Source organism: Paractinoplanes aksuensis, from assembly GCF_024137025.1.
GTDB classification, from domain to species: domain Bacteria; phylum Actinomycetota; class Actinomycetes; order Mycobacteriales; family Micromonosporaceae; genus Actinoplanes; species Actinoplanes aksuensis.
Map to the genome: position 1 here is coordinate 63,921 of NZ_JAMYJR010000040.1, position 21,621 is coordinate 85,541.

The following is a 21,621-nucleotide window of genomic DNA, read 5'->3' on the forward strand; positions in this document are numbered from 1 at the left end:
AACGTACAACCACATGGTTGCAGGTGAGGCCGATCGCGTGTTCCACGCGCTGGCCGACGGCACGCGGCGGGACATCCTGGCCCGGGTCATCCACGACGGCTTGTCCGTGTCGGCGCTGGCCCGGCTCTATCCGATGAGCTTCGCCGCCGTGCAGAAGCACGTGGTCGTGCTGGAACAGGCCGGGCTGGTCACCAAGGAACGCCGCGGCCGGGAGCAGGTCGTGCACGGCGAGGTCGACGCGCTGCGCCAGGCGGCCGGGCTGCTCGCCGACCTGGAACAGGTGTGGCGGCACCGGGTCCGCGGCATCGAGGACGAACTGAGGAGAGACACATGACTGTGACCGACGTCCGCCGCGACGAGGAGGCGCTGACCTTCACGCTCGTGGCCGAGTTCGACGCCCCGCCGGCCCGGGTCTGGCAGGTCTGGGAAGACCCGCGCCAGCTCGAACGCTGGTGGGGGCCGCCGACCTGGCCCGCCACCTTCGACCGGCACGACTTCCGCGTCGGTGGCCGGTCGGCGTACTGCATGACCGGGCCGGACGGCACCAAGTCGCGCGGCTGGTTCGAGTTCACGCTGGTCGACGCGCCGCAACGGCTCGAGTTCAACGACGGGTTCGCCGACCAGGACGGCGAGCCGGACACCACGATCGACCCGACCCACGGGATCGTCACCTTCGAGGCGATCGGCGACCGGACGCGGATGACCGTGCTCTCCCAGTTCACCAGCCTCGACCAACTGCACGAGATGGCGAAGATGGGCATGGAGGAGGGCGTACGCCAGGCCGTCGGGCAGATCGACGAGGTGCTGGCGTGAGGGAACTGGTGGTGGTCGGCTCGATCAGCCTCGACGGGGTGATGCAGGCGCCCGGGACGCCCGACGAGGACGGCAGCGGCGGCTTCGAACACGGCGGCTGGCTGCCCCCGCTGTGGGACGACGACCTGGCCGCCTATCTGGGCGAGACCATGGGCAAGCCGTTCGATCTGGTGCTCGGCCGGCGTACGTACGACATCCTCGCCGCGTACTGGCCGAGCGCCCCGGCCGAGGCGGGGGCCGGGCCGCTGAACGAGGCCACCAAGTACGTCGCCTCCCGCTCGGCGGCGCCGGACCTGCCGTGGCAGCACTCGCAGTTGCTGGGCGGGGACGTGGCCGAGGCGGTGGCGGCCCTCAAACGCGACGACGGGCCCGAACTTCAGGTGCACGGCAGCGGCGACCTCATCCGTACGCTGTGGGGTGCGGGTCTGATCGACCGATTCCGCCTGGTCATCGCGCCGATCGTGCTCGGCCGGGGCAAACGGCTCTTCGACGCCGGCTCCCCCGCGGGCGCGCTGCGCCTGGTCAGCAGCCGGACGACCGGCAAGGGCGTCACCATGGCCACTTACGAGCCGGCCGGCCCGGTCGCCTCCGGATCATTCGCGGGATGATCGGCGGTTAGTCTCGCCGCATGACGTTTTCGATCGTGGGGCGTTCGGCCGACGGCCAGGCGCTCGGGGTGGCCGTGGCCAGCAAGTTCCTGGGGGTCGGGGCAGCCGTTCCGGCCGCGCTGGCCGGCGTCGGCGCGGTCGCCACCCAGTCGTACGCCAATCTGGCCTACCGGCCGCAGGCGCTCGCGCTGCTCGGCACCGGGGTGGCCTCGGCCGAGACGGTCAAGGCGCTGATCGCGGGTGACGACGGGCCGATCGAGCACCGGCAGGTCGGCGTCGTCGGCCCGGAGGGTCCGGGGGCGACGTTCACCGGCCAGGAATGCCACGACTGGGCCGGCGGCGCGGCCGGGGCCGACTACGCGATCCAGGGCAACATGCTGGCCGGGCCGGCCGTGGTCGGCGACATGGAGGCGACCTGGCTGAGCGGGGACGCCGGGCAGCCACTGCCCTACCGGCTGCTCGAGGCGCTGCGCGCGGGCGACGAGGCGGGCGGCGACCGGCGCGGGCGGCAGAGCGCGGCGCTCCTGGTCGTGTCGAAGGGGCGCGGCTACGGCGGCACCAGCGACGTGTGGGCCGATCTGCGCGTCGACGACCACGCCGACCCGGTGGCCGAACTGGGCCGGCTGCTCGCGATGCACAGCCTCTACTTCGAGCTCCCGGACGAGGCGACCCTGCTGCCCCTGACCGGTGTGCTGGCCGACGAGGTGGCCGAGCGCCTGACCCGGGCCGGTCACGTCGGGCCCGACCTCGACGAGTCGCTCGCCTCGTGGGCCGGCATCGAGAATCTGGAGATGCGGATCGTGGCCGGGAAGATCGACCCGCTCGTGCTTCAGCACCTCAGGGCCGCTTAGGCAGCGCGGCTCTCGAACGACGGCGGGGCGCACAGCTCGGCCAGGTCGTTCGCGGCCAGATCCCGTACGCGGGAAGGGTCCAGGGGTGGCACGGGCACCTGGGCGATCAGCGGATGGTGCGGGCGTCGGTCGGCCTCGTCGGCGCCGAACAGCGTCTCGCCGAGTTTCTCGCCCGGCCGCAGCCCCGAGAAGACGATGTCGACGGGCTCACCCGACAGGTCGACCATGTCCCGCGCGACCTCGGCGATCCGCACCGGGTCGCCCGGCTTGACCACCAGCGCCTCGCCGCTGCGGCCGATCGCGGCGGCCTGGATCACGAGCTGCACCGCCTCCTGCGTCGTGGTCAGGTAGCGGGTGGCCTCGGGGTGGGTGACCGTGACCGGGCCGCCGTCGGCGATCTGGGCCGCGAACGTGGCCAGCAACGAGCCGCTGCGCCCGACCACGTTGCCGAACCGGACGCTGACAAAAGTGCCGTCCCGCCGCCCGGCGAAGCTCGCGGTGAGCCGTTCGGCGATGCGTTTGGTGTAGCCGAGCACGCCCACCGGGTCGGCCGCCTTGGCCGTGGAGACGTTGACGAACAGGTCCACGTTCTCGGCCGCCTCGAGGACGGCCAGGGTGCCCAGCACGTTGGTCTTGACGGCCTCGTCCGGGTGGCGTTCCAGCAGAGGCTGATGCTGCAGGGCGGCCGCGTGAAAGACCACTTCAGGTTCCCGCGTACGGAAGATCTCGCGTACCCGCCCGGCATCGCGCACATCGGCCAGCACCACCGACGGGTCGTGCATCTCGCCCCGCGGATCAACACTGAGCAGCACCGCCTGCAGGGCCCGCTCGTCGTGATCCACCATGATCAGCTCGGCCGGCTCGAAGCGGTGGATCTGCCGGCACAACTCGGACCCGATCTCGCCGCCCGCGCCCGTCACCAGCACCCGCTTGCCGCTCAGAATGCCGCCGACGGCCTCGGGATCGATGGTGATGCGATGCCGCCCGACCAGGTCGGTGATCCGCACCTCGCGGATGTCGAGCGCGCCCAGCTCGTGATCGAGCACCTCACTGGTCTCGGGCACCACCAGGAACCGCACGCCCGCGGCCAGCGCCCGGGCCCGGATCTCGCGGACCAGCGACCCCTCGGCGTTGCCGATCGTGAAGATGACCGCCGCGGCCCGCGTCCGCTCGACGACCGCGGCCAGATCGGCCCGGGTGCCGACGACGGCGATGCCGGCCAGCCGCTCCCCCTGCCGCTCCGGATCGTCATCGAGCACACCGACCGGCTCGAACCGGCTGCGCGGGTCGAAGATCATGCTGTGCAGCAGCGTGCTCGCCGCGCTGCCCGCCCCGAACAGCACGGCCCGGGTCCGCGGTTCCCGCCCGGCGACCGGCCCCGAATGCTCCCGCCGCCACCGCTCATACCGCACGGACAGCGCGTAGAGCAGGTTTTCGCTCCGGGTGTCCCTCTGCCGTCGCACCACAGCACCCCCTTCGGGGTTAATTGTGCCCTGTTCAGGGCGCGCGGGTGAGCAGGACGAACACGTCGAGCATCCGATGCCAGTCCCATTCCTCCGGCGTACGCGGACCGATCGAGCCCATGGCGGCCATGGCCTCGAGCAGCCGGGACCGGGCGGCGTCATCGGGCAGCCGAGCCGCCTCACCCCGGAAGCGGGCCCCGCGCGAGAACTGCACCAACGAGTCGGGCAGCGCGGTCGCCGGGGCGGGCGGCCGGTCGTCGAGCCGCACCTGCAGCGAGACGCCGAGCGCCCGGGCCAGGTTGCTGACGGCGGCCAGCGTCGTCGCCGGTGCTCTCGTCGCTCCCGCTCTGGTCGCCCTGACCAGCGAATCCATCGCGCCCATCATCCTCAGCATGCTGGTGCTGATAGCCGCGACCCTCCTTGCCCCACTGCTCCCCAGCAACGACGCAACGCCGAGACGCGCGAGCGCCCGCCATGCGCCTGACGCCAATCGATAATCGCTCATCGCTCATCGCTCATCGCTCATCGCTCATCGCTTGCGTGCGTAACGCGCTGCGCTGGAGCGGCGTGCGGCTCGGCGCGGGTGGGGGCTGAGTAGGGTTCGGGCGTGAAGAGTTTGCCGGCCGGGCCGGGGGTTTATCGGTTCCGTGATGGCAATGGGCGGGTGCTGTACGTCGGGCGGGCCACGCATCTGCGCAGCCGGGTCGGGTCGTACTGGGGGGATCTTCGTGATCGGCGGCATCTGCGGCGGATGGTGCCGCAGATCGCCCGGGTCGAGGCCGTCGCCTGCGACTCGGTGCACGAGGCGGCCTGGCTCGAACGCAACCTGCTCGAACGGTCGAAGCCGCGCTGGAACCGGATCCGGGGCGGGCTCGAGGTGCCGTTCTGCATCCGGGTGACCACCTCCAAGGTCGAGCTGGTGCACTGGCGGCCCGGTGTCGAGGCCGACTTCGGGCCGTATCTCGGTGGGGCGCAGGCTCGGCTGGCGGTGTCGGGGCTCGACCGGATGCTGCCGCTGCGCTACACCGACGAGCGGCTCGAGGGCGGGCTGCGCGACCTGGCGCGGATCCGCGGCGTGCGTCCGCAGGACAGGGACGCCATGCGGGAGACCCTCACGGCGGTGCTGCGGCGGGAGGCGGGCGCGCTTTCCACCGTACGGGAAGGGTTGTCGCTTTTGCGGGACAAGGCGTCCGGGAACCTGGCCTTCGAGCTGGCGGGCCGCATTCAGCAGGAGCTCGAGGCGGTGGAGTGGATCGTGGCCGAACAGAAGGTCACACTGTTGGCGCCCGGGGCCGATCTTGACATTTACGGGTACGCGGACGGTGTGCTCGTGCGTTTCCAGGTGCGCGGTGGGCGGCTCGACCGGTGGGAGCAACGGGCGTGCGCGCCGGCCGCCTCGCGGCGCTATCTCGACCGTACGCCGCCGGAGTGGTTGCCCTTCGCCGCGCGCAACGCGGAGCTGGCCCGTTCTCTGAGCTGACCGGAAATAAGATTAACTATTGCTTGTATCAAGTCCCGTCGATGCCTCAGGATGAGAGCGCGGCGCCGCCCCCCATCCCCGCACTCATCCCCTGAGGTATCGCCATGCGTCTGCTCAAACGCGCCCTCGCGGCGGCTGCCGTGCTGGTCGGCGCCGTCATCATGCCGATCCAACCGGCCCACGCGGCCGACCCGTTCAAGGTGCTCGCGTTCTACAACGGAACGTGGGACGACGCCCACATCGACTTCGACAAGGAAGCGCGGGAGTGGTTCCCGCAGGCCGGCGCCCAGAACGGCTTCACCTGGGAGGCGACCACCGACTGGAGCCGGCTGAGCGCGTCCGGGCTGGCCGGCTACAAGGTCATCATGTTCCTGGACGACGGTCCCCCGGCCAACCGGCGGGCCGCGTTCCAGCAGTACATGGAGAACGGCGGCGGTTTCCTCGGCTTCCATGTCAGCGCGTTCACCACGAACGCCAGCGAGTGGAGCTGGTACTACAACACGTTCCTGGGCTCGGGCAACTTCGCGACCAACACGTGGGGACCGACGGCCGAGACGCTGCGGCTGGGCCCGCACCCGACCACGGCCGGGCTGCCCGCGACGATCCAGTCGTCGGTCAGCGAGTGGTACTCATGGAGCCGGGACCTGCGGCAGAACCCCGACATCGACATCCTGGCCTCGATCGACGCCTCCAGCTTCCCGGTCGGCACCGACCCCAATCAGCAGTGGCGCAGCGGCTACTACCCGCTGATCTGGTCGAACCGGAACTACAAAATGGTCTACACGAACTTCGGCCACAACGCCATGAACTACGAGACCAAGACGCGTACGTCGTCCACCTTCGCCAGCCCGCAGCAGAACACGTGGCTCATCAACAGCATCAAGTGGCTGGCCGGCGCTCCGACGACCCCACCGCCGACGGACCAACCGATCGACCCGGCCACTTGGTACCCGGTGGTCAACAAGAACAGCGGCAAGTGCGTCGACGCTCGCGCCGCCGGCACGGTCAACGGCACGGCGATCCAGCAGTACACGTGCAACGGCAGCAACGCCCAGCAGTACCAGTTCGCGCCGACCAGCGGCGGCTACGTCCGCATCAACCAGCGCAGCAACGCGGCCCAGGCGCTCGACGTGGCCAACGTGTCCACGGCCGACAACGCCCCGATCCAGACCTGGGCGTACGGGGGTGGCGCCAACCAGCAGTGGCAGGCCGTGAGCGAGGGCAGCGGCTACTACCACTTCGTGAACCGCAACAGCGGCAAGTGCCTCGACGTGCCGGCGGCTTCCCAGGCCGACAGCACCCAACTGGTCCAGTACACCTGCAACGGCACCGCCGCCCAGAGCTTCCGCCTCACTCGTTGAGCTGACCGGCCCCGCGGATCGACCCGCGGGGCCGCTACGGTGACGGCATGCGTGCACGCCCGGTCACCTACCGCGAACTCCTTCGCACCGGCCGCGCCGGCGGGGCGATCGAGGGCCACGGACGCCGGACGGTCGACGCCGAGGTCGTCCGGCGTTGCTGCACGACGGGCGCGTCCGAGGTGGATCCGCGCGGGCTCTGCTTGCTCGGCGTCCGCGTCCGAGGACAGCTCGACCTGGCGGGCACCACGGTCGATTTCCCGCTGCGGTTCGAGAACTGCGAGTTCGAGGCCGCCCCGATCTTCGAGAACGCCCAGGTCTCGAGTCTGCACATCACCGACTCGCCCGCGCTGCCGGGCCTGCTGGCCAACGGGTTGCAGGTGCGGGGCGACCTCAACCTCTCGCGCTCGGTCGTGACCGGGGAACACCGGACCAGCGCCAGCACCTCGAAACGGGCCGCGATCTGGCTGTGCGAGGCGCGCATCGGCGGCCGGTTGCTCTGCGTCGACACCACCATCCACACCGCGGGTGAGCGTTCGCTTCAAGCCGACCGCATGCAGGTGGGCAGCACTGTTCGTCTGTTGCACGGTTTCACCGCCGACGCCGAGGTACGGATGGTCGGTGCGCGCATCGACGGCTCCCTCGACCTGACCGGCGCGCACATCAGCGACGCCGGCGGTCTGGCCCTCGACCTGGGTGAGGTGCAGGTGGGAGGAAGCCTGTTCCTGATCGCCGTGCCCGCCACCGGACGGCCGCCCACGATCAACGGCCGGATCGACCTCGGCAACGCCCGCATCGGCGGCCAGTTCCTGGTGCGGGACGCGACGGTCGTCGGGGCCTCGGCCATCCCGCTCGCCGGTCCGTACGGGAGCAAGCGCACGACCGGCACGGCCATAAACGCCCCACGCCTCAGCGTGGGTGGCGAACTGACTCTGGAGGGCGAGTGCCGCATCAACGGCGGCACCGACATGTCGCTCAGCGAGTTCGGCTCGTTCAGCGTGGAGGGCACCTGTGCGTTCCGGGCCCCGGGTCAGGTCGCGGTCAACCTGTCGAACAGCGAGGTGCGGTCGCGCCTCGGCCTGTCGCCCGGCACGGTCGTGGAGGGCGAGATGCTGCTGGTCGGTCTGCACGTGTGCGGCCGGCTGAACTTGAGCGGGGTACTCCTGTCGCAGCCTCGCCAGGGGCGGTTGATCACCGGTTCGGGCCTGACCGTGGACGGGGACCTGTGGCTGTCGGGGCTGCACGCCGACCGGGGCTGGGTGCGCTTCCGGGGCGCGACCGTCAAGGGTGAGATCGACGCGTCCCGGGCGGTCTTCCACAACCCGGGCGGGGTGGCGCTCTCGTTCTTCGACTGCACGGTCGGCGGCTCCGTGATGTTGTGGGACGGCTTCCGGTCGACCGGGACGGTCCTGCTCAACCGGATCACGATCGACGGCCGCCTGGAATGCCGGGACGGCTCGTTCGACTGCCCTCCGGTCCGGCCCGACCAGCGAAGCCAGCACGCGATCGAGGCGGCCTCGGCCACCGCGCGGGGCGGGCTTCATCTGGGCTGGATCCAGGCGACCCCGAGCGTCGACTTCACCAACGCCACCACTCCCCTGCTGGTCGACGACCCCGACCGCTGGCCGGAGAAGTTCATCGTCTCCGGATTGACCTACGACCGGCTCGACCACCCGGAGGGCGGCGGCCACGCGGTCGTCTGGGACCACCGCAAGCGCTGCGAGTGGCTGAAACGGCAGACCGAGTACGACGCCGGGCCCTACGAGCATCTCGCCTCGGTGTTCCGCCGTCACGGCTACACCGCCGAGGCCGAGGCCATCCTCATCGAACAGCGACATGCGGCCCGCCGTACGGGCCGGGTCCGGCTGCCCCGCCGGGCGCTGGACGCCGCCTTCGGCTGGACGGTGGGCTACGGGTTCCGGCCCAGCCGGGTGTTGTGGCTGCTGCTCGGCCTGCTGGTGGCCGTGGCCGTCTCGTTCCAGATCCCGGCGGTCGACGACACCATGCGCGCGACGGACGAACGCGGCAACGTCTACGCCACCGACGGGCGGATCGTCACCGTCGCTCCCGACGAGCGCCGCCCCAACGACTTCGCGGGCGCGAGCGAACTCCCGCCCCGCGCCGACGCGTGCGGCGAGGGTCAGGTCCGGTGTTTCAGCCCGGTCCTGTACGCAATCGACACAGTGGTGCCGCTCATCTCGCTCGGTCAGCGAGCCACCTGGTACGCCAACAGCAGGGCCACCCACGGCGGACTGGTCGACTGGTGGTTGAACATCGCCACCCTCATCGGATGGCTGCTCTCCACCATCTTCGTCCTGTCCTTCGCCCGGATGAGCCGCTCGACCTGACCCTCACGGGACGGTCGTGACGGTGACATCGGAGAAAGTGACCGAGTCCGCCTGCCGGGTGGTGGTGGTTCCGAGGGTGACCGCGCCGGGACGCAGACGAGGCTCGAGGCCGGGCCGGCTGATCACGGGCTTGTCGTCGACGAGCACCGTCATCGCGGGGCCGGAGCTGACGATCTCGACCCGGTGCCGGAGTCCCGTCAGCACCGGCGCGGTGGCCAGGGAGCTGGTCTTGTTCCGGTAAGCACAGTCGATCGAGACTTGGCCGGCACAGACGACGATGCGGTAGGAACCGGTGGCATTGGCGTGGGTCCAGATCGCCGCGCAGGACTGCGGCCGGCCGAGGGCGATGCTCGCGCTGATCGTCTGATCCGCGCCTGCGGCCGCGGGCGGGCACGTGAAGGCGCGGGGCTCGCTCGAGTCGGCCCGCAGCGGCCCTTCGAGCGTGCAGCGGGTCGGCCGCTCGGCCCGGCTGGGCTTGTCGGTCCGCCGGTCCACCGGCGAGTCGCTGACCGCACCGGCGACCGGGCCGGGGCCGGCATCGAGCAGACGGGACGTGGCCGGGTAGGCCCCGAAGCCGGCGGCCAGGGCGACGGCCGCGACCGCGGCGACGATCCGGGGCGGAAGCCATCGCAGCCACGAGGCGGGCGGCTGTTCGAGGGTGGCCGGCGTCTCCCGGCCGGGCTGAGGCGCAGTGCGCTGCACGGCGGAAGCGGCCCGGCGCAGACCGGGGTGGGTCTGCAGGCTGGCCCGGATGACCTGGTCGCCGGCCGCGCCGGCCTGGATCAGCTCGTCCAGCAGTTCGTGCGCGGTGGGCCGGAGGTCGGGGTCCTCCTGCAGGGCCCGGGCGACCAGGCCGCGGAGCGGGCGCGGCAGACCGGACAGATCAGGGCTGGGCAGGGGCAGACCGCCTGCGGTCGCGATGAGAGTGTCGTGGGGATACGGCGTCCGGCCGGTGGCGGCGTAGACGACAACGGCGCCCCAGGCGAAGATGTCGCTCGCGGTGCCGACCCGGGCCGTTCCGTCCGGCCGGAACCTTTCCGGTCCCATGTAAGCGATCGTGCCGAGGAACAGACCGGGCTCGGTGTGGGCATTGGTCGCGTCCAGGGCCTTGGCGATGCCGAAGTCGATCACCTTCGGCGCGCTGAGCGGCGCCAGCAGAACGTTGGCCGGCTTGAGGTCGCGGTGCACGATGCCCGCGTCGTGGATCGCGGCCAGCGCGGTGGTGACGCCGATGGCGATGCTGTGCAGTTGGCTGCCCGAGAGCGGGCCGTGCTCCTGAATGATCTCGGCCAGGCTGGGCCCGTCGATGTACTCGACGACCAGATAGGGCGGATCGTGGTTCACGTCGGCGTCGAGCACCTCTGCGGTGCAGAACGGCGGCACTTGCCGGACCCGTTTTACCTCGCTGCGGAACCGGTCCAGGAAACCGGCCTCGGTGGCCAGGCGGGGCCGGATCACTTTGATCGCGACCTGGCGGCGGTCCGGCGTCTCGGCCAGATAGACAGTCCCCATCCCGCCCTCGCCCAGCAGGCCGAGCAGCCGGTAGTGACCGAGACGGTCCGGGTCGCCGGGGCGTAAGGAGCTCGCAGTCACGTCGGCGGCCGCCTATCACAGAGCGTTATCTGTTGGATTGATCTGCACCGTACACAGGCGAAACTGCCGAGGCGATCCTCAGTCCGTCGCGCGGGGCGGCACAAGAAGTCGGATAACGCTCTCAGGGGTGGTCGACCAAGGGCCGCATCAGCCTGAACATGCAGGTAGCGATGGCTGCCCGGTCAGGGCACGGCATGCCCGCAACAATTCCATAAAGGGAGATCGACAATAAAATGAATGCGATTCACGGGCGGGGGCGGCCGGGTAATGGTAGCCATGACTGGCGGTGACGCCCCGAATTGCTACTCCTCCGTCGCGTAGTCGGACGGGTTCAGGCGGGCGACGCGGCGGCGGTATTCGGAGGCCTGGCCGGGCCAGTTGGTGACGATGCGGCCGGCGGCGTTGCGGTACCAGCTCCGGCAGGCGGTCCAGACGCTGTGCCGGAGGCGGCGCTGGATCTCGGTGTCGAAGGCCGCGGCCACCGAGCGCCGAACCTCCAAGGGGGTTCTGCTCGTGGCGACGCGTCGCACCGCCTGCACGATGTAGGCGGCCTGGTGCTCCATGAAATACAACACCGAGGTGTTGCCGGTATTGGTGTTCGGGCCGTACATCAGGAACAGGTTGGGAAAGCCGGGAACCGCTATCCCGAGATGGGCGTAGGCGCCGGTCGCCCATTCCTCGGTCAGCGGGCGGCCGTTGCGGCCCGTCACCGTGATCCCGGCCAGAAAGTCGGTGGCAGCGAACCCGGTGGCATAGACCAGCAGGTCGCACTCGTGGACAACACCGTCCGCGGTTCGCACACCGGTGGAAGTGGTCTCGACGATTTTTTCGTTGACCAATGAGACGTCGGGGCGGGACAGAGCCGGCAGCCACCGGTTGGTGAACAGGACGCGTTTGCAGCCCATCGGCTCGTCCGGCGTGATCCGGGCCCGTAGCTCCGCGTCGCGGACCTGCAGACGGCGCTGGACCCGCGAAGCCGTGCGCACGAGGCCACCCGCGATGCGGCCACCAGTAATGGCTCGGCCGGTGACGACCGTCATTGCCCAGACGCCGGCTCGCGGCAGCCGCATCAACAAAGGCATTTTCCCGTACGCGAAATGGCGCCCGGCACCATAGCGGCGATCCGGCCTGGGCAGGGTCCACGGCGGGGTGCGCTGGAAAACGGTGATGTGGGCGGCGCGGCCCGCGATTTCCGGCACCAGCTGGATGGCACTCGCTCCGGTTCCGATGACACCGATCCGGGCGCCGTCGATCGGCAGGTCCGCGCGCCAGCGGGCGGTGTGCACGGCCGGCCCGGCAAAGGTGCCCGGAATAGGCGGCAGCACGGGGTTCCCGAGTTGACCGACCGCCGGAATGAGAACGTCGGCCTCGTATTCGGTGCCGTCGCGTGTCGACACCGACCAGTGGGCTCCGGTCCAGATCGCCGACGTGACATCCGCATTCAGGTGAACCCGTGACTCGACGCCGAGTTCGGCCGCCGTCGATCGCAGGTAGGCCAGGATCTCGTCGTGCGCCGGGAAACGGCGGCTCCAGCTCGGATTGGGGGCGAACGAATACGAGTACAGCGGCGCCGGGACGTCGCACGCACAGCCGGGATAGGTGTTGTCGCGCCATACCCCGCCGATGGACGCGGCCTTTTCCAGCAGCACGACATCGCCGAAGCCGGACTCCAGCAGGGCGGCCGCCGCCGCGATGCCGCCGAACCCGGCGCCGATGATGACGATGCGGGGCTTCACCGCGTGTACAGCGCTTCCACCTGGGCCGAGTACCGCTGCAGCACAGCGTGGCGGCGGACCTTCATGGTCGGGGTGACCAGGTCGCCGCCCGGCAGCCACTGGTCGGGCAGGATCTCGTACGCCTTGATCTGCTCGGGCCGGGACAGGGTGGCGTTGGCCGCGGCGACCCCGGCCGCCACCGCCTGACCGACCGCCGGGTCGAGCGGGTCGGGGGCCAGCTCGGGCTCGATGACGATCAAGGCGGTCAGGTAGTCGCGGTTGTCCCCGACGATCACCGCGTGGGCGATCAGCGGGCACGCCGTGCGCAGCGCGAGCTCGACACCGGCGGGCGCGATGTTCTTGCCACCGTTGGTGATGAGCAGCTCCTTCTTGCGGTCGATCAACCGAAGGTAGCCGTCCTCGTCCTGGGTGGCGACGTCGCCGGTGTGCAGCCACCCGTCCTCGTCGACGGTCGGGGCGCCCTCGCGGTAGCCGCGGCTGACCATCGGCCCGCGCACGAGCAGTTCGCCGTCGTCGAGCAGGCGGGTCTCGAGACCGGGCACCGGCAATCCGATCGTGCTCGTGCGCATCCGCCCCGGTGGCACCAGCGTGCCCAGGCCGGACACCTCCGACATGCCCCAGCCCTCGATCAGCGGCACGCCGATCGAGTTCATGTACTCGACGATCGATGGCGGGGTGGGCGCGGCGGCCGTGATAGCGATCCGCACCTGGTCGAGGCCCAGTTTGGCGCGCAACGGGCCGAACACTCGTTGCTCCAGCTCGGGCGGAACGGGCTGACCGTCGCGCAACAGGGGAACCGCGATCTGCACAGCCTGTTCGATCGCGGCCCGCATGGTGGGGTCGGGGAATCGGCGCAGGCCGGCCACCAGCCGCTGCCACACCTGGGGCACGCCGCCGAACAGCGTGGGCCGCACCTCGGCCAGCGCGGCCAGGATCTGCCGGTGGTCGTCGAGCGTGGTCAGTTCGGTGCCGCACCACACGTTCATGTAGTGCGAGCCCCACCGGTCGGCGATGTGCGCGGCGGGCAGGAACGAGATGACGCGCTCGCCGGGCCGCACGCCGAGCAGCGGCGCCGTCGCCTCGAGCATCGCCACCATGTTGGCGTGGGTGATCTCGACGCCCTTGGGGTGCCCGGTCGTGCCCGAGGTGTAGACCAGCGTCAGCAGGTCGTCCGGCGCGACGGTGGCCGTGTCCAGGTCGAGATCGGTTCCCACCGGTACGGTGTCCGGGTCGTCGACGACGACCAGGTGCCGGGGCTTGCTGATCGCGAAGGCGGGCGCCAGCCGGCGCTCGGTCACCGCCACCTCGGCCCCCGAGGCGGCGAGCAGGTACTCGATCTGCTCCGGCGACGACGAGTTGTAGCACGAGAACGGGATCGCGCCGAGGTGCTGGGCCGCGGTGTCGTAGAAGTGGAACTCGGGCCGGTTGGTGAGCAGCAGGGCCACGGTGTCGCCGGGGCCCACGCCGGCCGCGCGCAGGGCGCCGGCGATCCGGGCGACCTCGGCCGCGTACGCCGACCAGGTGTAGGAGGGACCGCCGCCCGCGACGCGGAGCGCCACCTCGGTGGGGCGCTCGGCGACCGTACGCCGGAAAGCTTCGACCAATGTGGAGTGGCTCATGGCAGACCGCCCTAGCCGTCGAGGATGTGAGCCGAAACTAGCAGCCTGTTGGCAGTGTGCCAATAGGGCTCAGCCGGTCTCGAGGAGCAGCTGCGCGCACGCCTGTGGATCGTCGCCGAACGGCAGATGACCACACCCCTTCAGGCGTACGTGCCGGGCCTCGGGCAGCAACTGCCGCGCCCGCCGCGCCTGGCGAGAGGGCAGCACCAGATCGCGCGTCCCCCACGCGACGGTCGTCGGCCCGTTGCCCGCCCCGGCGAACCGCCACCGGCCCAGTTCCCGGCGGGCATCGGCGAAACCGGGCGCGGCCACCAGCGCCCGGGCGTCGGCCACGGCCTCGTCCGCGGTCAGGCTCAGCGGGCGCGCGTAGAAGATCCCGCACAGCGCGGCGCGCCCGGCCCGGGTCCGCAGCAAAGCGGGCAGAACCGGCCCGAGCACAGCACCCCCACCCCGCGCCGCACCCACAGTTCCCTGGCACCAGCGCGCCCCGAAAGACCCGTAGAAACCGACCGGCGCGAAGGCCGTCACCGCCCGGGCCACACCGCGGCGGCCCAATTCCAGGGCCACTCCCCCACCCAGCGAACTGCCACCGACCGCGGGCCGCACGACGCCCAGCGAATCGAGCAGTTCGGTGACCCGGTCGGCGAAGTGCGGAACGTCGCCCGGCCCGCTGTCAGGGGGCGAGGAACCGAAGCCCGGCAGATCGACCGCGATCACGTCGAAATGCGCGGTGAGGGCGGGCAGAACCGGCTTCCACACCTGCCACCGGCTGCCGATCCCGTGGATCAGCACCAGCGGACTTCCGGCGCCCGCACGGTGAAACTGCACGGAACCCACCTCGCTTATTGACACGCTGCCAACAACGGTGTCACCGTACGCCATGGCGTACGACTACGACGTGCTCGTCGTCGGATCCGGCTTCGGGGGCAGCGTCAGCGCGCTGCGCCTGACCGAGAAGGGTTACCGGGTGGGGGTCCTCGAGGCCGGCCGCCGTTTCACCGACGACCAGCTCCCCCGCACCTCGTGGCGATTGCGCCGCTATCTGTTCGCGCCCGCGCTGCGCTGCTTCGGCATCCTGCGGCTGACCCTTCTCGACAATGTGCTGATCATGTCAGGAGCGGGAGTCGGCGGCGGATCGCTCGGTTATGCCAACACGCTCTACGAGCCGCCCGACCGCTTCTTCGACGATCCGCGGTGGTCGATGGTGACCGATTGGAAAACCGAACTGGCCCCGGCCTACGACCAGGCCAAGCGCATGCTCGGCGTGGCCGAGAACCCGAAGGAGACCGCGTCCGACCAGGTGCTGCACGAAGTGGCGACTCAGCTCGGCGTGGAGAAGACCTATCGCCGTACGCCGGTGGGGGTGCACTTCGGGCCGAGCGAACGGGACCCGTATTTCGGCGGCGCCGGCCCGGAAAGGGAGGGCTGCACATTCTGCGGCTCGTGCATGACGGGCTGCCGGGTCGGGGCCAAGAACACGCTCGTCAAGAACTATCTGTATCTGGCCGAACAGGCGGGCGCCACGGTCCACCCATTGACGACCGTGACCGACGTACGCGCCCGGGCGTCCGGCGGTTTCACCGTGCACACACACCGCACCGGAGGCCTCCGCCGACGCACCTTCACGGCGGGCCAGGTCGTCTTCGCCGCGGGCGCGCTCGGCACCCAGCGGCTGCTGCACCGTCTGCGCGACCGCGGCCGCCTCCCCCACCTGTCGCCGCGGCTGGGCGAGCTCAGCCGCACCAACTCGGAGTCGATCCTCGGCGCCCGCACCCGCCGCCGCGACACCGACTACAGCCGCGGTGTGGCCATCACCTCGTCCATCCACGTCGACGCCGACACGCACGTCGAGCCCGTCCGCTACGGCCGCGGCAGCAACCTGCTGGCCCTGCTGTCGACAGTGCTCGTCGACGACACCGGCGGCCGCTCCCGCCTGACCGCCGGCCTGCGTGAACTCGTCCGCGACCGGCGCCACCTGCGGCTGCTGGCCTGGCCCCGGCACTGGTCGGAACAGACCGTCGTCCTGCTGGCCATGCAGTCGCTCGACAACTCCATCACCGTGCACCGGCGCCGCGGACGGTTGCGCACCCGCCAGGGCGTCGGCGCGCCCAACCCGGACTGGGTGCCGGCCGCCCACGACGTCGCCCGGCGCGCGGCGGCGCTGGTCGACGGCGTTCCCCTCGGCGCCGCCACCGAGCTGGCCGGGCGTCCGGTGACCGGCCACTTCCTCGGCGGCTGCGCGATCGGCACGGCCCCCGAGGACGGTGTGATCGACCCGTACCACCGGATCTTCGGACACCCCGGTCTGCACGTCGTCGACGGCTCGGCGGTGGCCGCCAACCTGGGCGTGAACCCGTCGCTGACGATCACCGCCCTGGCCGAGCGCGCCCTGTCGTTGTGGCCCAACGCGGGCGAGCCCGATCCGCGGCCCCCACTGGGTGCGCCCTACCGCCGGGTGGCTGCGGTCTTTCCCGTACGACCGGCAGTCCCGGCCGATGCCCCCGGAGCGCTGCGGATCTGACGCCGGCGGGTCGGCAGCATCATCGTCGGATGGGCCACGCCCCAGAACGCTCCGGAACAGACCCACTCCTTGATCCGTTCGGCCCGGTGGCCGGTGATCACGGTCGCCGTGGGCCGGTCGTCGGCCGTCGTGAACTGCAGGATGCCGTCGTGGCGGCCCGCCGCGCAGCAGCCGCGCGATGGCGAGCGCGCCGAACGTCGGGGTGCCGCGGGCCGGGACGCGACCGCCGCCGTCGGCCACACCTGTGGCGTCGTCGGTCAGCAGGCGGACCAACGGCTCGATCTCCCCGCCCAGGGCCGCGGCCAGGAACTCCTCGACGATCTTGCGGGTCGAGGCGGCGTCAGCTCTCGCGACGCGCCCGGGCCGACGTCAGCTGATTCAGGCAGATGTTGGTCAGCAATTTGGTCAGCCAGGCTTCCGGCGTACGGATGGACTGGTGGTCTGCCCCCTGCCAGCGCAGGAACGTGTCCTGACCGCGTCCACGGCGTCCTGAGCGGACCCCAGCAACCGGTAGGCGATGGCCTCCGACCGCCCCCGCGACCGCTCGAACACCTCGGCCGCCATCGCTCCACTCTGTCACGACCGGTCGAGCGAGGAAAAATGTCGTAGGGCCGCAGTAGGGTCTCGCCGTGTTCGAAAAGCTGGATGACGTGCCCTGGTCCGACCTCCGTCACGCCTATGGCCCGGCCGACGATGTGCCTGGTCAGCTGCGCGCGCTGCGCTCCGACGACGCCGACGTGCGCAAGAAATCACTGTGGAACCTGTTCGGCAACATCTTTCATCAGGGCACGCGCTACGAGGCGAGCGCGCACGCCGTGCCGTTCCTGCTCGAACTCGTGGCCGAGCCGTCCACGCCGTCCCGCGAGTCGCTGATCGAGCTGCTGGTGGCGCTGGCGATCGGCTACGACGAGTCCTACCTGCCCGGCGGCTTCCCCCTGGCCGACCTGCGGGCGGCTGCGGCCGGGGGCGATGCGCTGCTGCGCGACGGCGGCTGGGCCCGCCTCGACGTGCTAGACGAGGCCGACCAGAACAGGCTGCTGGCGCGGGTCGAGCTGAACGCCTACGAGGCGGTGGCGGCCGGGGTGCCGCTCTTCGTCTCCCTGCTTTCCGACCCTTCCCCTGCCGTGCGGCGCATGTCCGCGTACGCCCTGGGCTGGCTGCCAATCTCCGCTGCGCTCGGCGGCGCGGCCGCCTCCACTCCGCTTGGCGGCGCGGCCGTCTCCTCTGCGCTCGGCGCCGCGGCCGTCTCCTCTGCGCTTGGCGGCGCGGTCGGTGACGGCGACGCTTCGGTGGCGGCGACTGCGGCGTTGTCCCTGGGGTTGCTGGGCGCGGCGGCCGAGGGCGCGTTGGATGATCCACGCCCGGTGGTCCGGGGTGCGGCGGCCATCGCGCTGGCCAAGGCGCACGGGCGCGCGGCACCTCGCGCGGTGGTCGACGAGTTGCTCCGCTTGGCGGGCAACGGTGAGGCCACTGACGTTCCCTATCTCGACGGCGACCTGGCCGGCTACGCCGCGCGGTCGCTGGCGCTGGTGCTGCCCGACGACTCCGACGAGGCGCTCGACGTTCTGCTGGGCCGCATCCCGGCGGTGACCGGGGTCGAGGCGCTGCCCGTGGTCGGCGAGGCGTTGCGGCGGGTCTTCCCCGACGGCTCGACCGCCGCGGGCACCCTCTTCGACGACCTCACCGAGCGCCAGAAACGGGTGGTCCGGGTCCTGGCCGACTCGCCTTCGACTTGGCTGTTCCTCGAGCGCGCGTTCGGCAATTTCGCCTGGCTGATCGGCAGTTACGGCCTGCCCTCCGACGCCGACAAGATGCGGGCCTATATCGACGCGGCAACCACTCCGTAGCGCCCCGCCGGGCGGCCGCCGCGCCGGGGGGTGGCTCAGGTCGGAAGGGTGAAGATGCCGTAGCCGAAGCCGGACACTCGCAGCTCGTCGGGGTGGGTGTCGATTCCGGAGCCCCAGATCGGGGTGGCACCGCTGAAGCTCAGGGTGGCCGGCTCGCGGCGCGGATTCACTACGACGAGATGGGAGTCGCCACGGACGTACGCCAGGGGGTAACCCGTCGAGACGAGCCGCGTCGACGCTCGCGTGCCCAGGGCCGGGGTGGCCTGCCGCAGCGCGATCAGCTCGCGGACGAAGTTGAGGGTCGAGGCCGGGTCGTCCTGCTGGGCGGCCACGGTCGGGCGGTCCGGGGCGGGGTCGATGGGCAGGTAGAGCTTGTCCGCCTCGGCCGTCGAGAAGCCGGCGTTCGGGCTGTCGTCCCACTGCATCGGGGTGCGGCAGCCGGCCCGGTTGTAGCCCGGGTCGCAGATCGAGCCTTCGACGTTCGGCAATCCCGGCAGGTAGCGCATGCCGATCTCGTCGCCGTAATACAGGCAGGGAACGCTGCCCCACGTGAACAGGAACGTCAGCGCGGTGCCGAGCTGCTCGGGCGTGCGGGGGCCGCAGCGCAGGCGGTCGAAGTCGTGGTCGGCGGTGGCGAGGATGATCGCGCGGTCCGGGTGGTCGGCGCGGGCCTCGGCCCAGGCGTCGAGGAAGGGCTGGGTGCTGCCGCGCCCCTCGGCGTCGAAGAACGGCTCGCGCGGGGCTTGGAAGGGCAGCCGGCCCGCGTACTGGTTGTTGAACAGGCTGGCGTGCGCGTCCTTGATGACCAGGAAGAAGTCGGCGTCGAAGGCCAGCGGCCCGCCCACGCGGGGCTCGGCGCCCTCCGGGATCAGCACTGCGTCGGGGTGGGCGACCTCGAGCCACTCCCGGATCTCGCGCCACAGCGCGACCGTCTTGGCGTACCCCTGGGTCAGCTCCTCGTCCTTGACCAGCGAGAACGCCATGTCGACGCGGAAGCCGGCGACCCCCAGGTCGAGCCAGTGGCCGATGATGTCCTTCAGCGCCTGCCGGTTGCGACGCGGGCCGGGCCCGTCGACCGGGTCGCGCCCGGGCCGCGCGATCCGCACGTCGGCCGGCTGATCGGTCTCGTCCTGCAGCGGCACCTCACTGGCCGCGGCTCGCGGCGGCACCTCATCGGCTACCGCTTGCGGGCGGTCGACCCAGCCGAAGTTCAGGGCGGGCTGCTCGTCGTAGAAGTTCTTGAGGTAGTAGCCGCGGCGCGGGCCGGGCGAGCGCACCCAGGCCGGGGTGCCGGGCTGCTCGCGGGTCCACGTGCGCTCGGGCAACTCCTCGCTCCAGATGTACCGGTCGCCCTCGGGGTCGGGGCCGTCGGCGTTCAGCTCTTTCTGGAACCAGGGGTGCTCGATCGACGTGTGCCCCGCCACCAGGTCGAGCACGATCCGGATGCCCCGCTCGCGGGCCCGGGCCACGAGTTCGGCCATGTCGTCGTTGGTGCCGTAGCGCGGCGCGATCGTCAGGTAGTCCGACACGTCGTAGCCGGCGTCGACGAACGGCGACGCGAAGCACGGGTTGAACCAGATGACGTTCACCCCGAGCGAGGCGATGTGGTCGAGCTTGCCGATGACGCCGCGCAGGTCGCCCACGCCGTCGCCGTCGGAGTCCGCGAAGGACTGCGGATAGATCTCGTACATCACGGCGTCAGCCAGCCATTCACGACCCATGGCGGCCATGCTGCCAGGAAAGTCAGCGACCCGCAGCGAGCTGCTCCCGTACCGTGCGCGCCGGTCGCCCCAACAGCTTCTCGAGCGTCGGGCCGGTCACCGCGAACTCGCCGCGCCGGGCGGCCCGGAACATGCCCAGCGTGAACTCGGCGGCGAACTCGGGCATGCCGTCGGCGACCGCGGCCGCCTTCCAGTCGTCGTCGCCGACGACGACCCGGGTGACGCGGCGTCCGGTGGACTCGCTCAGAAGTGCGGCCACGTCCGCGAAGTCGAGCAGCTCGGGCGCGGTGAGCGGCGCCGTCACGCCGTCCAGCACTCCGTCGTCGGCCAGCGCGATGGCGGCCGCCTCGGCCAGGTCGTCGTGGGCCGTCCACGAGAACGGGCCGTCCTCGGGCAGCGCCAGCTCGCCGGTCTGGAGGGCGGCACCCAGGTAGTAGTTGAGCGTGCTGGCGTAGAAGCCGTTGCGCAGGGCGGTGAACGGCACGCCGAGGCCGGCCAGGTAGTCCTCGGTCGCGGCGTGGGTCAGCTGCGGCGCGAACAGCGAGGTCTTCGAGGCGGCCTGGTGACTCGTGTAGAGGATGCGCTGCGCCCCGGCGGCCCGCGCGGCGTCGATGGCCGCCTGGTTGGCCGCGACGGCGCCGTCACCGCGGATGGCGGCCGAGATGATCAGGACGCGGTCGGCGCCCGCGAAGGCGTGCTCGAGGCCTGCGGGGTCGGTGAAATCGCCCGTGCGAACCCGTACGCCCTGCGCAGCCAGTGCTGAAGCCTTGGCCGCGTCGCGGACGCTGACGCCGACCTCGCCGGCGGGCACCCGCTCGATCACGCGCTCGACGATGCGCGATCCGAGCTGCCCGGTGGCACCAGTGATGACGATCATGATCACTCCTCGTTTCCGTTGTTACGTCGACAACGTTAGCATCGTTTCGCCGGGCGATAACAAGAGGTTGTTATCATCGCTACATGACCGACGTGGAGAGCCGATCCAAGATCGTGGAGGCGGCCACCCGCCTGCTGCAGGAACAGGGCATCCGCGCCGTGACGACCCGGGCCGTCTCGGAAACCGCAGGCGTGCAGGCGCCCACGATCTACCGCCAGTTCGGCGACAAGGACGGCCTGCTCGACGCCGTGGCCGAACACGTGATGGCCACTTACGTCGCCGCCAAGACCCGGACGGCCGACACCGACGACCCGGTGGCTGACCTGCGGGCCGCGTGGCAGGCCCACATCGATTTCGGCCTGGCCAACCCCAGCCTGTACGCGCTGTTGTCGAACCCGGAGCGCGCCGCCCACTCCCCCGCGACCACCAACGGCATCAAGGTCCTCGAATCCCGAGTACGCCGCCTGGCCGCCGCCGGCCTCCTCCGCGTCGACGAACCCCGAGCCGTCAGCATGATCCACGCCGCCGGCTCCGGAGCCGTCCTAGCCCTGCTGGGCCAGCCCTCGAACGCCCGCGACCCCGGCCTGGCCGACGCCATGTTCGACGCCGTGACCAGCGCCATCCTGACCACCACCCCACCCGTACGCGACCCCGGCCCGACCACCGCCGCCGTAACCTTCGGAACCGTCCTGCCCGACCTCCCCGCCCTCACCGACGCCGAACGCACCCTGATGGCCGAGTGGCTCACCCGCTCCCTGACCCATCTGCGTTCGGGTCACTGAACCG

General features: G+C 71.1%; 18 protein-coding genes and 1 pseudogene. 10 read left to right on the plus strand and 9 right to left on the minus strand.

The window, feature by feature from the left end:
- The first annotated feature begins 13 nt into the window (after positions 1-13).
- Genes M1L60_RS35240 through M1L60_RS35255 form a run of 4 tightly spaced genes read left to right on the plus strand, consistent with a single transcriptional unit; the run spans position 14 to position 2,272 of the window.
- Positions 14-334 carry an ArsR/SmtB family transcription factor gene (locus tag M1L60_RS35240; protein ID WP_253241884.1) on the plus strand — a complete coding sequence of 107 codons (321 nt, stop codon included), beginning with the start codon at positions 14-16 and terminating at the stop codon, positions 332-334.
- On the plus strand, positions 331-813 hold the full coding sequence (locus M1L60_RS35245) for an SRPBCC family protein (RefSeq protein ID WP_253241885.1): 483 nt from the start codon (positions 331-333) through the stop codon (positions 811-813). The genes M1L60_RS35240 and M1L60_RS35245 overlap by 4 nt, the downstream gene beginning before the upstream one ends.
- Complete coding sequence (locus tag M1L60_RS35250) at positions 810-1,421, plus strand: dihydrofolate reductase family protein (RefSeq protein ID WP_253241886.1); 612 nt, start codon at positions 810-812, stop codon at positions 1,419-1,421. The genes M1L60_RS35245 and M1L60_RS35250 overlap by 4 nt, the downstream gene beginning before the upstream one ends.
- 20 nt (positions 1,422-1,441) lie before the next feature.
- The gene (locus M1L60_RS35255; RefSeq protein WP_253241887.1) at positions 1,442-2,272 is read left to right on the plus strand and encodes a DUF1028 domain-containing protein; all 831 of its coding nucleotides are present in this window, start codon (positions 1,442-1,444) and stop codon (positions 2,270-2,272) included.
- Here M1L60_RS35255 and M1L60_RS35260 read toward each other — a convergent pair.
- The gene (locus tag M1L60_RS35260; RefSeq protein WP_253241888.1) at positions 2,269-3,735 is read right to left on the minus strand and encodes a polysaccharide biosynthesis protein; all 1,467 of its coding nucleotides are present in this window, start codon (positions 3,733-3,735) and stop codon (positions 2,269-2,271) included. The genes M1L60_RS35255 and M1L60_RS35260 overlap by 4 nt on opposite strands.
- A gap of 34 nt (positions 3,736-3,769) precedes the next feature.
- Positions 3,770-4,129, minus strand: coding sequence for a hypothetical protein (locus M1L60_RS35265; RefSeq protein WP_253241889.1), 360 nt, complete (start codon positions 4,127-4,129; stop codon positions 3,770-3,772).
- 213 nt (positions 4,130-4,342) lie between these two features.
- Between M1L60_RS35265 and M1L60_RS35270 the strand changes: the two genes are divergently transcribed.
- From M1L60_RS35270 to M1L60_RS35280, 3 genes are all read left to right on the plus strand, one after another.
- Positions 4,343-5,215, plus strand: coding sequence for a GIY-YIG nuclease family protein (locus M1L60_RS35270; protein WP_253241890.1), 873 nt, complete (start codon positions 4,343-4,345; stop codon positions 5,213-5,215).
- Between the two features lie 104 nt (positions 5,216-5,319).
- Positions 5,320-6,576 carry an RICIN domain-containing protein gene (locus M1L60_RS35275; RefSeq protein ID WP_253241891.1) on the plus strand — a complete coding sequence of 419 codons (1,257 nt, stop codon included), beginning with the start codon at positions 5,320-5,322 and terminating at the stop codon, positions 6,574-6,576.
- 47 nt (positions 6,577-6,623) lie between these two features.
- On the plus strand, positions 6,624-8,921 hold the full coding sequence (locus M1L60_RS35280) for a hypothetical protein (RefSeq protein ID WP_253241892.1): 2,298 nt from the start codon (positions 6,624-6,626) through the stop codon (positions 8,919-8,921).
- 3 nt (positions 8,922-8,924) lie between these two features.
- Here M1L60_RS35280 and M1L60_RS35285 read toward each other — a convergent pair whose 3' ends face one another.
- From M1L60_RS35285 to M1L60_RS35300, 4 genes are all read right to left on the minus strand, one after another.
- Positions 8,925-10,514, minus strand: a complete 1,590-nt coding sequence (locus tag M1L60_RS35285) for a serine/threonine-protein kinase (protein ID WP_253241893.1) — start codon at positions 10,512-10,514, stop codon at positions 8,925-8,927.
- A gap of 302 nt (positions 10,515-10,816) precedes the next feature.
- Positions 10,817-12,250 carry a flavin-containing monooxygenase gene (locus M1L60_RS35290; protein WP_253241894.1) on the minus strand — a complete coding sequence of 478 codons (1,434 nt, stop codon included), beginning with the start codon at positions 12,248-12,250 and terminating at the stop codon, positions 10,817-10,819.
- On the minus strand, positions 12,247-13,869 hold the full coding sequence (locus tag M1L60_RS35295; RefSeq protein ID WP_253241895.1) for an AMP-dependent synthetase/ligase: 1,623 nt from the start codon (positions 13,867-13,869) through the stop codon (positions 12,247-12,249). Before M1L60_RS35295 ends, M1L60_RS35290 begins: the two co-directional genes overlap by 4 nt.
- Before the next feature lie 69 nt (positions 13,870-13,938).
- Positions 13,939-14,697 carry an alpha/beta fold hydrolase gene (locus M1L60_RS35300; protein WP_253241896.1) on the minus strand — a complete coding sequence of 253 codons (759 nt, stop codon included), beginning with the start codon at positions 14,695-14,697 and terminating at the stop codon, positions 13,939-13,941.
- A 52-nt stretch (positions 14,698-14,749) separates the two neighbouring features.
- Here M1L60_RS35300 and M1L60_RS35305 point away from each other — a divergent pair, with 52 nt between their 5' ends.
- Complete coding sequence (locus M1L60_RS35305) at positions 14,750-16,390, plus strand: GMC oxidoreductase (RefSeq protein ID WP_253241998.1); 1,641 nt, start codon at positions 14,750-14,752, stop codon at positions 16,388-16,390.
- A gap of 159 nt (positions 16,391-16,549) precedes the next feature.
- Here M1L60_RS35305 and M1L60_RS35310 read toward each other — a convergent pair.
- Positions 16,550-16,954: pseudogene (locus M1L60_RS35310) on the minus strand (sigma factor); the annotation flags it as partial.
- 65 nt (positions 16,955-17,019) lie between these two features.
- Between M1L60_RS35310 and M1L60_RS35315 the strand changes: the two are divergent.
- Positions 17,020-18,237: a HEAT repeat domain-containing protein gene (locus M1L60_RS35315; RefSeq protein ID WP_253241897.1), complete on the plus strand. Its 1,218-nt coding sequence runs from the start codon at positions 17,020-17,022 to the stop codon at positions 18,235-18,237.
- Positions 18,238-18,272: 35 nt separating this feature from the next.
- Here M1L60_RS35315 and M1L60_RS35320 read toward each other — a convergent pair whose 3' ends face one another.
- Complete coding sequence (locus tag M1L60_RS35320; RefSeq protein WP_253241898.1) at positions 18,273-19,958, minus strand: alpha-amylase family glycosyl hydrolase; 1,686 nt, start codon at positions 19,956-19,958, stop codon at positions 18,273-18,275.
- A gap of 22 nt (positions 19,959-19,980) precedes the next feature.
- Positions 19,981-20,835, minus strand: coding sequence for an NmrA family NAD(P)-binding protein (locus M1L60_RS35325; RefSeq protein ID WP_253241899.1), 855 nt, complete (start codon positions 20,833-20,835; stop codon positions 19,981-19,983).
- An 83-nt stretch (positions 20,836-20,918) separates the two neighbouring features.
- Between M1L60_RS35325 and M1L60_RS35330 the strand changes: the two genes are divergently transcribed.
- Positions 20,919-21,617, plus strand: coding sequence for a TetR/AcrR family transcriptional regulator (locus tag M1L60_RS35330; protein ID WP_253241900.1), 699 nt, complete (start codon positions 20,919-20,921; stop codon positions 21,615-21,617).
- Positions 21,618-21,621 lie beyond the last annotated feature (4 nt).

Bases quoted from the DNA above. Each gene is read 5' to 3' on its own strand.
- M1L60_RS35265 (WP_253241889.1), bottom strand. From the start codon at position 4,129: ATGCTGAGGATGATGGGCGCGATGGATTCGCTGGTCAGGGCGACCAGA.
- M1L60_RS35245 (WP_253241885.1), top strand. From the start codon at position 331: ATGACTGTGACCGACGTCCGCCGCGACGAGGAGGCGCTGACCTTCACG.
- M1L60_RS35320 (WP_253241898.1), bottom strand. From the start codon at position 19,958: ATGGGTCGTGAATGGCTGGCTGACGCCGTGATGTACGAGATCTATCCG.
- M1L60_RS35305 (WP_253241998.1), top strand. From the start codon at position 14,750: ATGGCGTACGACTACGACGTGCTCGTCGTCGGATCCGGCTTCGGGGGC.
- M1L60_RS35240 (WP_253241884.1), top strand. From the start codon at position 14: ATGGTTGCAGGTGAGGCCGATCGCGTGTTCCACGCGCTGGCCGACGGC.
- M1L60_RS35330 (WP_253241900.1), top strand. From the start codon at position 20,919: ATGACCGACGTGGAGAGCCGATCCAAGATCGTGGAGGCGGCCACCCGC.
- M1L60_RS35280 (WP_253241892.1), top strand. From the start codon at position 6,624: ATGCGTGCACGCCCGGTCACCTACCGCGAACTCCTTCGCACCGGCCGC.
- M1L60_RS35325 (WP_253241899.1), bottom strand. From the start codon at position 20,835: ATGATCGTCATCACTGGTGCCACCGGGCAGCTCGGATCGCGCATCGTC.
- M1L60_RS35275 (WP_253241891.1), top strand. From the start codon at position 5,320: ATGCGTCTGCTCAAACGCGCCCTCGCGGCGGCTGCCGTGCTGGTCGGC.
- M1L60_RS35295 (WP_253241895.1), bottom strand. From the start codon at position 13,869: ATGAGCCACTCCACATTGGTCGAAGCTTTCCGGCGTACGGTCGCCGAG.
- M1L60_RS35255 (WP_253241887.1), top strand. From the start codon at position 1,442: ATGACGTTTTCGATCGTGGGGCGTTCGGCCGACGGCCAGGCGCTCGGG.